At 68.1% G+C, this 12,653-nt stretch carries 9 protein-coding genes and 1 pseudogene; 5 read left to right on the top strand and 5 right to left on the bottom strand.

Features of this window, described 5'->3' with window-relative positions:
- Nucleotides 1-15 precede the first annotated feature (15 nt).
- On the bottom strand, nt 16-1,491 hold the full coding sequence (gene gndA / locus IT882_RS10955) for an NADP-dependent phosphogluconate dehydrogenase (RefSeq protein WP_195691884.1): 1,476 nt from the start codon (nt 1,489-1,491) through the stop codon (nt 16-18).
- Between the two features lie 63 nt (nt 1,492-1,554).
- A complete protein-coding gene (locus IT882_RS16940; RefSeq protein ID WP_267490521.1) occupies nt 1,555-1,677 on the bottom strand; it encodes a hypothetical protein in 123 nt (40 codons plus the stop codon).
- A gap of 237 nt (nt 1,678-1,914) precedes the next feature.
- Here IT882_RS16940 and IT882_RS10950 point away from each other — a divergent pair, with 237 nt between their 5' ends.
- The 3 genes and pseudogenes from IT882_RS10950 (at nt 1,915) to mfd (ending at nt 6,830) form a co-directional block, all read left to right on the top strand.
- Nucleotides 1,915-2,547, top strand: coding sequence for a 50S ribosomal protein L25/general stress protein Ctc (locus tag IT882_RS10950; RefSeq protein WP_418887748.1), 633 nt, complete (start codon nt 1,915-1,917; stop codon nt 2,545-2,547).
- A gap of 35 nt (nt 2,548-2,582) precedes the next feature.
- Nucleotides 2,583-3,166 (top strand): annotated as a pseudogene (gene pth / locus IT882_RS10945) (aminoacyl-tRNA hydrolase).
- A gap of 34 nt (nt 3,167-3,200) precedes the next feature.
- Entirely contained in the window at nt 3,201-6,830 is a 3,630-nt protein-coding gene (gene mfd, locus IT882_RS10940; protein ID WP_195691882.1) for a transcription-repair coupling factor, read from the top strand.
- A 26-nt stretch (nt 6,831-6,856) separates the two neighbouring features.
- On the opposite strand, the gene IT882_RS10935 is transcribed toward mfd, so the two are convergent.
- Nucleotides 6,857-7,642, bottom strand: a complete 786-nt coding sequence (locus tag IT882_RS10935) for a siderophore-interacting protein (RefSeq protein ID WP_195691881.1) — start codon at nt 7,640-7,642, stop codon at nt 6,857-6,859.
- A 143-nt stretch (nt 7,643-7,785) separates the two neighbouring features.
- Between IT882_RS10935 and IT882_RS10930 the strand changes: the two genes are divergently transcribed.
- A complete protein-coding gene (locus IT882_RS10930; RefSeq protein ID WP_229382073.1) occupies nt 7,786-8,319 on the top strand; it encodes a gamma carbonic anhydrase family protein in 534 nt (177 codons plus the stop codon).
- A 4-nt stretch (nt 8,320-8,323) separates the two neighbouring features.
- On the opposite strand, the gene IT882_RS10925 is transcribed toward IT882_RS10930, so the two are convergent.
- Entirely contained in the window at nt 8,324-8,542 is a 219-nt protein-coding gene (locus IT882_RS10925) for a hypothetical protein (protein ID WP_195691880.1), read from the bottom strand.
- 59 nt (nt 8,543-8,601) lie between these two features.
- Nucleotides 8,602-11,289, bottom strand: coding sequence for a phosphoenolpyruvate carboxylase (locus IT882_RS10920; RefSeq protein ID WP_195691879.1), 2,688 nt, complete (start codon nt 11,287-11,289; stop codon nt 8,602-8,604).
- Between the two features lie 167 nt (nt 11,290-11,456).
- On the opposite strand from IT882_RS10920, the gene nhaA reads away from it, so the two are divergent.
- Complete coding sequence (gene nhaA / locus IT882_RS10915; RefSeq protein ID WP_195691878.1) at nt 11,457-12,632, top strand: Na+/H+ antiporter NhaA; 1,176 nt, start codon at nt 11,457-11,459, stop codon at nt 12,630-12,632.
- Nucleotides 12,633-12,653: the final 21 nt, after the last annotated feature.

Below are 12,653 nucleotides of genomic sequence, written 5' to 3'. Positions count from 1 at the left end.
GCTGCTCAGCGGGCGTCAGTGGGTATCGACGGCCTCAACCTCGCTCCGGTCACCGGACCACAGCGTGTGGAACGTGCCGTCGCGGTCGACGCGCTTGTAGGTGTGCGCGCCGAAGAAGTCGCGCTGCCCCTGAATGAGCGCGGCCGGGAGGCGCCGTGCGCGCAGCCCGTCGTAGTACGCCAGAGATGACGAGAACACGGGTGCCGGAAGCCCGGTGGCCGCCGCGTGGGCGACGACGTCACGCCAGGCATCCTGAGCGGTGGCGAGCGCGTCGACGAAGAACGGCGCGGTCATCAGGACCGGAAGGTCGGCAGTGTCGGCGTATGCCTCGGTGATGCGATTGAGGAAGCGTGCCCGGATGATGCAGCCGCCGCGCCAGATCGCCGCGACGTTGCCGAGGTCGATGTTCCAGCCGTAGTGCGCGGCGCCCGCACGAATGATGTCGAACCCCTGGGAGTACGCCACGATCTTCGACGCGTACAGGGCGCGGCGCACCTTCTCGATAAACGCAGCCGGGTCGTCGGCGAACGAGCTTTCGGCATCGGCGTCGGGGCCGGGCAGGATGCCGGCCGTCGCGCGCTGTTCGGGGTGGGAGGACAGCGAGCGGGCGAACACGGCCTCCGCGATGCCGGATGCCGGAACGCCGAGATCGATCGCGGTCTGGGCGGTCCAGCCGCCGGTGCCCTTCGCGCCGGCCTGGTCCAGCACGACATCCACGAGCGGCAGCCCCGTGTCGCTGTCGACCTGGCGCAGCACCTCCGCGGTGATCTCGATGAGGTAGGACTCGAGCTCGCCACGGTTCCACTCGGCGAACACGTCGGCGATCTGCGCGGGGGAGTATCCGGTCGCGTGACGGATGAGGTCGTAGGCCTCAGCGATGACCTGCATGTCGGCGTACTCGATGCCGTTGTGGACCATCTTCACGAAGTGGCCTGCGCCGTCGTGGCCGATGTGGGTCACGCACGGCTCGCCCTCGGCGACAGCGGCGATGGTCTTCAGGATGGGGCCGAGCGTGATCCAGGACTCGTCAGATCCACCGGGCATGAGCGACGGGCCGAGGAGGGCACCCTCCTCACCGCCGGAGACGCCCATCCCGACAAAGTTGATCCCCGTCTCGCGGACGGCCTTCTCGCGGCGGATGGTGTCGGTGAACAGGGCGTTGCCGCCGTCGACGATGATGTCACCGGGCTCGAAGACACGCAGGAGCTCGTCGATGACGGCATCTGTCCCGGCGCCAGCCTTGACCATGATGATCGCGGTGCGGGGAGCCGTGAGAGAAGCGGCGAACTCTTCGTACGAGAAGGTGGCGACGAAGCCGGCTTCGGGATGCTCCGCGACGAGGTGCTCGGTCTTCTCGGCACTGCGGTTGAAGATTGCAACGGTGTTTCCCTCGCGGCTGGCGAGGTTGCGGGCGAGATTGGAGCCCATGACCGCGAGCCCCACGACTCCGATGTTCGCTGTCGCGCTGCTCGTCGCTGCCTGATCCGTCACGTTCACTCCCTGGGCGTCGCTCTGCGGGTGGTTGCCGCAGTCAGCCTAGGGGAACGTCGCGGGTCACTCCTTGCGGTAGGCCGAACGCCCCATCGACCAGAACGCAGCAACGACACCCACGAGGGTGCCCAGCGTCAGGATGCCGATCACGGCGACGAGAATGTTCGAGGTGACCTGGGCGTCCATGAACCGTCCTTGCTCTCGGGAAGCGGGCCCGTCACGGCCCGTCACCATCGTACCGGGGCCGCTGGTAGACTTGCGGACTGTACTTCGGCGAGGGATGCTCGTCGGCGCGCTGAGCGCCGCGGCAAGCATCCGTTATCGACGAGGGTGTGCGGCCTCAGGGTTCCTCACGCGCTCGCGGTTGAGTCGAATCCCCCGACGTCCGGGCTGAGATCAGCACCCGGTCTCTGCCCAAGGAGAATGCACATGTCTGAAGACACCACCGTCCACGCCGAACTCCGCGAGAACTTCGGCAAGGGCTTCGCCCGCCGTCTGCGCGCCGCCGGCAAGATCCCCGCCGTGCTGTACGGCCACGGCACCGACCCGGTGCACGTCGCGCTGCCCGGCCACCAGATGCTGCTGCTCGTGCGCCACGCGAACGCACTGATCGAGCTCGACATCGCCGGCAAGTCCCAGCTGGCCCTCGTCAAGGACGTCCAGAAGGACCCGGTGAACCAGATCATCGAGCACATCGACCTGGTCGTCATCAACAAGGGCGAGAAGGTCCAGGTCGACGTTCCCGTCATCGTCGTCGGCGAGTCCTTCTCCGGCACCATCGTGAACCAGGACGCCCAGAGCGTTTCGCTCGACGTTGAAGCCATTAGCATCCCTCAGCACGTCGAGGTCGACGTCGAGGGCCTGGAAGAGGGCGCCCGCATCACGGCCGGTGAACTGACCCTTCCCCAGGGCGCAGTGCTGCTCACCGACCCCGAGGTTCTCGTCATTGCGATCTCGGTTCCCGCCGCCGCATCCGCTGATGAGACCGGCGCCGAGGACGAGGCAGCCGCTGACGCGAGCGGCGCTGCCGACGACGCTGCGACCGAGTCGGAGTAATTCCGCGGGACTGATCGGGCCGGGAGGGCGCTGTCGTGAGCGACGCATGGCTCATCGTGGGCCTGGGCAATCCCGGCCCACAGTACGAGCGAACCCGTCACAACATCGGGCAGCTCGTCGTCGATGAGCTGGCGTCCCGGCGCGGTGAGAACTTCCGTGCCCACAAGGCGAACGCTCGTGTCGCCGAGGCGTGGCTGCGCCCGGGCGGACCCAAGGTCGTGCTCGCCAAGCCGAACTCGTTCATGAACGTGTCGGGGGGCCTGTCGCTGGGCTCGCCCAGTTCTACGGGATTCCCCCCGAACGTGTCGTCGTCGTGCACGACGAGCTCGACATCCCGTTCGATGCCGTCAGGCTCAAAGTCGGCGGCGGGCACGGGGGCCACAACGGCGTACGCGACGTGGCAAAGGCCCTGGGCACCCCAGAGTTCCCGCGTGTGCGCGTGGGGATCGGTCGTCCGCCGGGCCGTCAGGACCCCGCAGATTGGGTCCTCCAGCCCTTCCCCGCCTCCGCCCGCGAAGACCTCGCCCTGGCTGTCTCGGATGCAGCGGATGCCGTCGAACGACTCGTCGATGAGGGCCTGCTCGCGGCCCAACAGGTGCATCACGCCCCTCGTCCGTGAACCCGGCCCCGCACGGGGCGCCTAGAATCGTCCGGTGGCTTTTCCCGGGATCTCGCGCGCCCTCGACCGCTCCGAGCATTTCCGGGACGCGGTCGCGGCCGCGCCGGTGGATGCCGATATCTCGGTGGTCGACGGGCTTGATGCGCCGCTGCTGAGCGCGCTCGTTCGTCGACGTCGCGACTCCGGCAAGCCGCCGGTGCTGCTGGTGATCGCCCCGACCGGTCGTCGCGTCGAGTCCCTCATGCCAGCCCTGAGTGCGCTGCTTCCCGAGGCCGCGGTGCTGCCCTTCCCGGCCTGGGAGACTCTGCCTCACGAACGTCTCAGCCCGAGTCCCGAGACCGTGGGGCGACGGCTGGAGACGCTCGCGCGCATCGCGTCCTCGTCCGGACCCGCGCCGGTGATCGTCGTCGCCTCTGTACGCGCCGCGCTGCAGCCGCTGGCCGCGGGGCTCGCGGACGTCGAACCGGTGCGGCTGCGCGCGGGCGAGCGCGGCCACGATCTCGGAGTGATCGTCGAGCGGCTCGTCGAGCTCGCTTACCACCGGGTTGACATGGTCTCGCGGCGCGGGGAGTTCGCGGTGCGCGGCGGCATCCTGGACGTGTTTCCGACCGTTGCCGACCACCCGTATCGCATCGAGTTCTTCGGCGATGAGGTCGACCAGATCCGCACCTTCTCGGTCGCCGATCAGCGCTCCCTGCCCGGTGCCGTCGATCACGTGGAGCTCCTTCCCGGCCGTGAGCTGCTGCTGACCGCCGACGTCCGCAGTCGTGCTCGGCAGTTGGCTGGCGAGTTCGCGGGCTTGCAGGGGATGCTCGAGAAGATGGCCGAGGGTATCCCGGCCGAGGGCATGGAGTCCCTGACCCCGGCACTCGTGCCGCACATGGCTTCCCTCATCGACTACTTGCCCGAGCAGTCAGCGGTGGCTCTCGTCGATCCCGAGCGCTGCCGGACGCGCGCGCGCACCCTCGCCGAGACCAATCATGAGTTCCTGGAAGCCGCGTGGAGTGCGGCGACGGCTGGGGCGAGCACACCGGTCGATTTGGCTGGCGGCGACTTCTTGACGATCGCCCAGCTGCGTGATGCTGTGCACGACCGCGCCGGCATCTGGTGGACGCTCAGTCCTTTTGACTCGGGAGCCTCGGATGCGGCAGCCGAGGGGCTGCTCGCCGACGACCTCGATGACGTGCTGGGCGAGGCCCCCGTGCGTATTCCTGCGCGATCGGTGCCGTCGTTTCACGGCAACGTCGACGGGGCGACAGCCTATGTCGGCGACCTCGTCGCCGCCGGCTGGAGCGTCGTGGTCACCGCATCCGGGACGGGCCTGGTCGAACGTGCCAGCGATGTGCTCGCCGAACGCGAGATCGCGGCGGCGCTGGTCGACGACGCGGATGCTGCACCCGAGCCGGGACGCGTCTGGCTCGCGGTCGCGCAGCTCGAGCGCGGATTCGAACTCGAAGACGCGCGCCTGGCGGTGCTCACGGAGTCAGAGTTCTATGGCCGCACCATCGGCGGCGACAGCCGTGTCGTCAAGAAGCTCGCGTCGCGGCGCCGCAACGTCGTCGACCCGCTGCAATTGACGCCCGGCGACCACGTCGTGCATGCCACCCACGGGATCGGGCGATTTGTCGAGCTCGCGAAGCGCGAGGTGTCGTCGGGTGGCCGCAACCCCGTCAAGAGCGTGCGGGAATACGTCGTGCTCGAGTACGCGCCAGCCAAGCGGGGATACCCCGGCGACAAGCTCATGGTGCCCACCGATCAGCTCGACCTCCTGTCGCGTTACGTCGGCGGTGAGGCTCCCACCCTCTCGAAGATGGGCGGCAGTGACTGGGCGCAGGCGAAGGGTCGCGCCCGCAAGGCGGTGCGCGATATCGCCGTCGAGCTCGTGAAGCTCTACTCGGCGCGGATGGCGGCGAAGGGGTACGCGTTCGGGCCGGACACGCCGTGGCAGCGCGAGCTCGAAGAGGCGTTCCCGTTTGCCGAGACGATGGACCAGCTGCAGACGATCGACGAGATCAAGGCCGATATGGAGCGGCCAATCCCGATGGACCGTCTGCTGTCGGGGGATGTCGGGTTCGGCAAGACCGAGGTCGCCGTGCGGGCCGCGTTCAAGGCGATCCAAGACGGCAAGCAGGTTGCGATGCTCGTGCCGACGACGCTGCTGGTCAAGCAGCACCTCGAGACGTTCACGGAGCGCTTTGCCGGGTTCCCGGTCAAGGTCAAGGCGCTCTCGCGCTTCCAGACCGACAAGGAGGCGCGGGAGACTCTTGCCGGTCTCACCGACGGCACCGTCGACATGGTGATCGGCACCCACCGGATCCTCACCGAGAAGGTCATCTTCAAGGACCTCGGCCTCATGATCATCGATGAGGAGCAGCGCTTCGGGGTTGAGCACAAGGATGCCCTGAAGAAGCTCAAGACCAATGTCGACATCCTGGCGATGAGCGCGACCCCGATTCCTCGGACGCTCGAGATGGCTGTGACCGGCATCCGGGAGATGTCGACTCTGCAGACACCGCCCGAAGACCGGCACCCGATCCTCACGTACGTCGGCGCTCGCAACGACAAGCAGATCGCTGCGGCGATCCGCCGGGAGTTGCTGCGGGAAGGTCAGGTCTTCTACGTCCACAATCGGGTCAGTTCGATCCAGCGGATCGCGAGCGAGCTCGCCGAACTTGTGCCGGAAGCGCGGGTCGTGGTTGCTCACGGTCAGATGGGCGAACACCAGCTCGAGCAGGTCGTCGACGACTTCTGGGAGCGCAAGGCCGATGTGCTCGTCTCGACGACGATCATCGAGACGGGCCTGGACATCGCCAACGCGAACACCATCATCATCGACCGTGCCGACAAGTACGGTCTGTCGCAGCTGCACCAGCTTCGCGGCCGTGTGGGGCGTGGTCGTGAGCGCGCGTATGCCTATTTCCTCTACGACGATGCGAAGCCGCTCTCGGAGACGGCAGCCGACCGGCTCGAGACGATCGCCGTCAACAACGATCTCGGCAGCGGGATGCAGGTGGCCCTGAAGGACCTCGAGCTCCGCGGTGCCGGAAACCTGCTGGGCGCCGAGCAAGCTGGCCACATCGCCGGGGTGGGGTTCGACCTCTACCTGCGGATGATCGGCGAGGCCGTCGCGACGTTCCGCGGCGAGGATGTCGAGGGGCCAGCCGAGTTGCGGCTCGAGCTCCCGGTCCAGGCCCGGATCCCCGAGGACTACATCGACAGCGAGCGGCTCCGGCTCGAGGCCTACCAGAAGCTTTCTGCCGCGGCATCCGCGACGGCGGGGGATGACGCGATCGACGCGGTCATCGAGGAACTCACCGACCGGTACGGCGAGCCGCCCACGGACGTTGCGGGGCTCCTGTCGATGGCTCGGCTGCGGCGGCGTGCCGCGCGCGCCGGCCTCACGGATGTCGTCGCGATGGGTCCGAACCTGCGGATCGCGCCGGCCCGACTCGAGGATTCGATGCGCGTCCGTCTGCAGCGGCTGTATCCCGCAGCGAAACTTCTCGCCGGCGGCGAGGCGGTCGTCGTGCCGTTGCCGCGGGCGGGCGGTGAGCAGCTAGCCGATGCCGACCTCATCGCCTGGGTCGACACGCTCCTCGGGCAGCTGTGGCCGGAGCCGGCACCCGTCGCCCCTGACTCGGCAGTCCCGGCAGCCCAGGACTAGCGCGGCAGGTCTCGTGCGGCCCAGGTCTAGGCGGGCGGGAGGATCTGGCCGATCGGCTCGCGCTTTTCTGCCTGGAACCGGTCTTCTGTGCGACCGCGCGCCCAGTATCCCGAGAGCGAGACTTGCCCGCGCTCGAGAGAGCGCTCGTCGAAGAACACGCGCCGCAGCTCTTTCATGGCTTCGCGCTCGCCGTGGGCAAAGACCTGGACGCGGCCGTCGCGCCAGTCGAGTGCTCGGACGGCGTCGGCGAGGGCGCCCACCTGGTGGTCCGGGTTGCGGACCCAGACGAGATCGACGCCGGCAGGGTGCTCGAGGTCGAGGATGTCGCTCTCGGTGTCGACTTCGATGACCGCCGTGCCCTGGGCGTGCGCGGGGAGCGCGTCGAGCGTCGCGGCAATGGCTGGGACGGCCGAAAGATCGCCGGCGAACAGGTGCCAGTCGGCCTCCGGGTCGGGAGAGTAACCGCCGCCGGGACCCATGAGGCTGATCGTCGCGCCGGGCTTCACCGTTGCGGCCCAGGGGCCGGCGAGACCCTCGTCGCCATGGATGACGAAGTCGACGTCGATCGCTTGCGCTGCCTGGTCGACGCGGCGCACCGTGTACGTGCGTGTCACCGGGTGCGACTCGGGTTTGGGAGTCGTGAACTTCAGCTTCACGTACTTATCGGTCTCGGGCCGGTTCTGGAACTGCGCGAAGCCGGGCCCGCCGAGGCGCACGCGCACCAGGTGCGGGTTCAGCCACGTCGTTTCGAGCACGGTGAACTCGATCGTCGGTCGGGGTGCGCGGGTCGTGGTTCGGGAGGAGAGTGCCATCTCCTCCACGGTAGCCGCGCTCGCGACGTTCGAGAACCGGGCGGTCGCCGGTACGCTGACACCGATCGAGGAGGAACGATGCGGTTCGAGCACCTCGGGCAGAGCCCCGCATCCATCCCGCGGCCGTCATTGCGCCAAGCGCCGTGATTTCAGGGGATGTCACCATCGGCGCGAACTCGCAGGTGTTGCACGGCGCGGTCATTACCGCGGAGGGCGGGCCTATCACGATCGGCGAGAGCGTCATCGTGATGGAGAACGCTCTGATCCGCGCGAGCGCGACAGACGCCGTCCATGTCGGCGACCACGTGCTGGTCGGGCCGATGGCCAGCATCTCGGGTGCGTCGGTGGCCGACGAGGTGTTTCTGGCGACCGGGACGCGCGTGTTCAATGGCGCGCGCATCGGCGAGCGCAGTGAGGTCCGCATCAACGCCGTCGTTCACCTGAGTACCGTTCTTCCCGCCGAAACCGTGGTACCGATCGGATGGGTCGCCGTCGGGAACCCGCCGCAGCTGTACTCGCCCGATCGGCACGACGAGATCTGGGAAGCGCAGAAAGACCTCGATTTTCCGGGCTACGTCTTCGGACTCGACCGGGAGACGCCCGACCTGATGGTTCAGCTCACCGAGCGCTACGGTCGCAGCCTCGCACGCCACGCCGACGACATTCGCCTCGACTGAGCGGTCAGTCCCAGTTCACGCCGCACTCGCGGCACAAGAACACGACGGCATCGGGCACGTCGAGCTCATCCTGCACGTCGGACCGGCGCTCGAACTCGATGGCAAACCACGCCACGTCCTCGACGCGGACATCGTCGGTGCCGCACAGCGGACAGGTTTCGGCGGCCACGTCCGGCATCACCGACGCGACCCGCACAGATGTCGTCTTCGTCGTGATCGCCATGCCGAGACGTTAACTCGCTCCACCGACACCTCCGGCAGCGACGCGCGGTCCGTGCCCGATCAGCCGGTGTTCTGCAGACCCGCCGCGACCCCGCTCACCGAGAGCAGCAAGAGTCGCTGCTGATCCGGATCGGCGGGGGAGTCGGATGCCGCGGCATCCCGGAGCGCACGCAACGCCCGCAACTGAAGCAGCGACAGGGCATCCACGTACGGGCTGCGCAGCTTCACGGCCCGCTGCAACACGGGCTTGTTGGCCAGCACCTCGTCGCCGCCGGTGAGTCGGATGACCCACGAGCGCGTCAGCGTCATCTCGTCGAGCACGAGACCAGCGAGATCGTCACGGTCGCCGAGCTCGAGGTAGCGCCGTGCGATGCGCGGGTCGGTCTTGGCAAGGCTCATCCCGACGTTGTCGATCATGGTCCTAAACAGCGGCCACTGCTCATACGCCTCTCGCAGCAGTTCCTCGTCGGCGACGGCATCCAGTGCGGTGCCCAGGCCGAACCAGCCGGCGAGGTTGATGCGGGCTTGCGCCCAGGCGAAGACCCACGGGATCGCTCGGAGATCAGCGAGGGACTCGACCGACAGGCCGCGCCGCGCGGGTCGGGAGCCCAGTGCGAGCAGCCCGATCTCTTCCATCGGTGTGACCTGGGCGAACCACGGCGCAAAGCCCGGCGCCTTCACGAGGTCGAAGAAGCGCTGGCGGGATGCGGCATCCATGGTCGCTGCCACGTCGGCGAACTTCCGGGCCGCGCCGCTGTTGCGTCGCTCGATTGAGGGAGCGGATGCCAGTAGGACCGCGGCTGCCACCTGATCGATGTGGCGCATCGCGATCTCGGGATCGCCGTAGCGCGCGAAGATCACCTCACCCTGCTCGGTGAGCTTGAATCGGCCATCGACGGAGTGTGGCGGCTGGGCCAGGATGGCGGAGTTCGCGGGTCCGCCGCCGCGTCCGAGCGCGCCGCCGCGTCCGTGGAAGAGCGTGAGCTCGATGCCCTCGGCCTTCGCCCACGCGGCGATGTCGGCCTGCGCCTCGTAGAGCGCGAGCGTCGCGGCGACCGGTCCGACATCCTTCGACGAGTCGGAGTAGCCGAGCATGACCTCCAGCCGGCGGCCCGTGCGGGTCAGGCGATCCGAGAACTCGGGGTGCTGCACGATCTCGGCGAGGATCCCGGGTGCCGCCTGCAGGTCGGCGAACGTCTCGAACAGCGGCACGACATCGAGCACCGGCATCCGTCCGCCGTCGCCGACGGCGTAGCGGGCAAGCCGATGCACGTTCGCAAGATCCTCGGCGGACTGCGTGAACGACACGATGTAGCGGCCGGCGGCATTCGGGCCGTACCGCTCCTGCAGGAAGGCGATCGTGCGGAAGACGTCGAGCACCTCGTCGGCCTGCTCCGACAGTTCGCCCGAGGAACCGGCTCCCGCATCGAGCTCAGCGAGGACTTTCGCGTGCACTGCCGAGTGCTGGCGCACCTCGAGCTCGGCGAGGTGGAAACCGTAGGTCTCGACCTGCCAGATCAGCTGCTGCAGGTGGCCGTATGCCTGGCGGGGAGCCCCGGCAGCCACGAGCGACTCCTGAACCGTGCGCAGGTCGGCGAGGAACTCGCTCGGCTCCCGGTAGGCAAGGTCGGCGTCACGGAGCCGCGTCGCATCGATCTTGCGGGCCAGCATCAGCAGGATGCGGCGGTGCGGCTCGTTGGGGGAGCGCTTGGCGATCTCGGTTGCCGCTTCTTCGTCCGCGGCCTTCAGACGCTTCCACAGCGCCAGCAGCGCGTCGGACGGAGGCGTGGTCTCGGCATCCAGAGTGAGAGTGCGTCCGATCCGCTGGGTCGTGCGCTCCAGCCCCAGCAGGATGTGCTCCGCCGCGATCCCCGCAGCCTTGCGGGTCACGGATGCCGTCACGAAGGGGTTGCCGTCGCGGTCGCCGCCGACCCACGATCCGACGCGCACGAACGGCTTCACCAGCGGTGCGCGGCCGCCGGCGTGCTCGCCCTGGAGCACGTGATCCAGCCGGCGGTACACGGCGGGAACGACCGTGTAGAGCGTTTCGTCGAAGATCGCCATCACCGAGCGCACCTCATCGACCGGAGAGGGCTTCTCGGGGCGCAGCGGCGCTGTGCGCCAGAGGGTGTCGATCTCTTCGACCATGCGCCGCTCCAGCCGCGCCGGATCGTTGCCGTCGCGCAGGTGGTCATCGTGCTCCTGCAACAGCCCGGCAAGGCGACGGATGCTGGAGGAGATCGCCCGGCGCCGCGCCTCGGTCGGATGCGCCGTGAAGACCGGGTGGAAACGCAGCGCCTGCAGGCGGGCGAGCGCGGCATCCTCACCGACCTCGTCAGCGAGCCGGGCGTACGCGGCTTCCATCGAGTCGGCTGCGCCCTCGCTGTCCGGGCGACCGTCGCGTTCGCGCACGATCCGCACGCGCTGGTGCTCTTCCACCAGATTCACGAGGTGGAAGTAGGCGGTGAACGCGCGCGCCACCTCATGGGCCCGATCGATCGAGAATGACTCCGCCACGGCGGTGGCGTGGGCGAAGGCCTCTGCCGTCTCGTCGGTGTAGGCCTGGATCGTTGCCAGGCGCAGCCGTTCGACATCCTCGAACAGGCCCGCGGATCCGCTTTCGCGCAGCACTTCGCCCAAGAGCGAGCCGAGCAGGCGCACGTCGGCGCGCATCTGCTCGGGGATCTCCTGACCCGCTTCGTATCGGCCCACGAGGTCGATGGCTTCAGTCCGGGTCAGTTCGTGCATGGATTCCACCGTATCGGCCAGGTGTTTCATCGAGGTGACGTATGACGGCGCGAGACGACACTCGAATCGCACCGCCGCTGAAGCGCACCGCGCCTCGCCGGTAGGATAGGCGGTGGAGAGCCGGGAAGTCTGGTCGGCGTCGGCTGCCGCATCCCCGAAAGGACTCCATGTCGTTGCTTCGTTCTGCGCGCTTTCCCGCCATCATGCTGCTGGTTGCAGCCGCCGCGGGGCTCATCATCGCGAACTCCCCGATCGGCCACAGTGTGCAGGAGATTCAGCACACCTACGTCGGCATCCCCGGCGTCTTCGAGCTCTCGGTGGGGCACTGGATCGCCGATGGGCTTCTCGCACTGTTCTTCTTCGTCGTCGCTGTCGAACTGCAGTTCGAGCTGACCAACGGACAGCTCAACTCCGCTCGGAAGGCTCTGCAGCCGGCGATCGCTGCGGCCGGCGGTGTGATCGTCCCGATCGCGGTATACCTCGCGTTCGCATGGGGGACCTCTTCCGCTGACGGATGGCCGATTCCCACCGCAACAGACATCGCCTTCGCCCTCGGCGTCCTCGCGGTGTTCGGCCGAGGACTGCCCTCGGGCGTGCGGATCTTCCTTCTCGCGCTGGCGATCCTCGACGACATCGTCGGCATCATCTTCATCGCCGTGCTCTTCACCGACGGGGTCAACATCGCCCTGCTCGCCGCCGCAGCCGTCATCGTCGTGGTGTTCGGCTACCTGAGTCGAAAGCTCGACACTCGGGCACGTGCCGTGGTGATCCCGATCCTTCTCGTGCTCGCGATCGCGACGTGGGTGCTGGTCTACCTCTCTGGTGTCCACGCGACGATCGCCGGCGTGGCACTGGGGCTCGCGATGGCCCAGCAGCCAGCGCTTCACACCCGGCACGCGATGGAGCCGTGGGTCAACGTCATCGTGCTGCCGCTGTTCGCGTTCTCGTCGGCGCTCGTCGTGATCCCGGCGGTGTCCATCGAAGAGCTCACCCCCGCCTTCTACGGTATCCTCATCGCGCTGCCAGTCGGAAAGATCCTCGGAATCTCGCTGTTCGGGTGGATCTCCCAGCGGGTCGCGCACGATCCGGCGATGCCCCGGCTCCCGCTTGCCGACCTCCTCGCCGCCGGTGCACTCGGCGGCATCGGATTCACGGTGTCGCTGCTGCTGTCGGAGCTCGCCTTTAAGGGCAATGACCTCCTCACCGACGAAGCAGTCCTCGGTGTGCTGTCGGGCTCGCTCATCTCGGTCGTCATCGCCGGCATCCTGGTGTCGATGCGTGCGCGTCACTACCGGCGGCGGGCGAGCGCGCTCACCCAGCCCGGGGAGGCGGAAGCGTCGTGAGTGACCGCGACGCATCGGAGG

Source organism: Microbacterium schleiferi (assembly GCF_015565955.1).
In the GTDB taxonomy this organism is placed as follows: Bacteria; Actinomycetota; Actinomycetes; order Actinomycetales; family Microbacteriaceae; genus Microbacterium; species Microbacterium schleiferi_A.
This window is presented reverse-complemented; position numbering and strand designations above follow the sequence as displayed.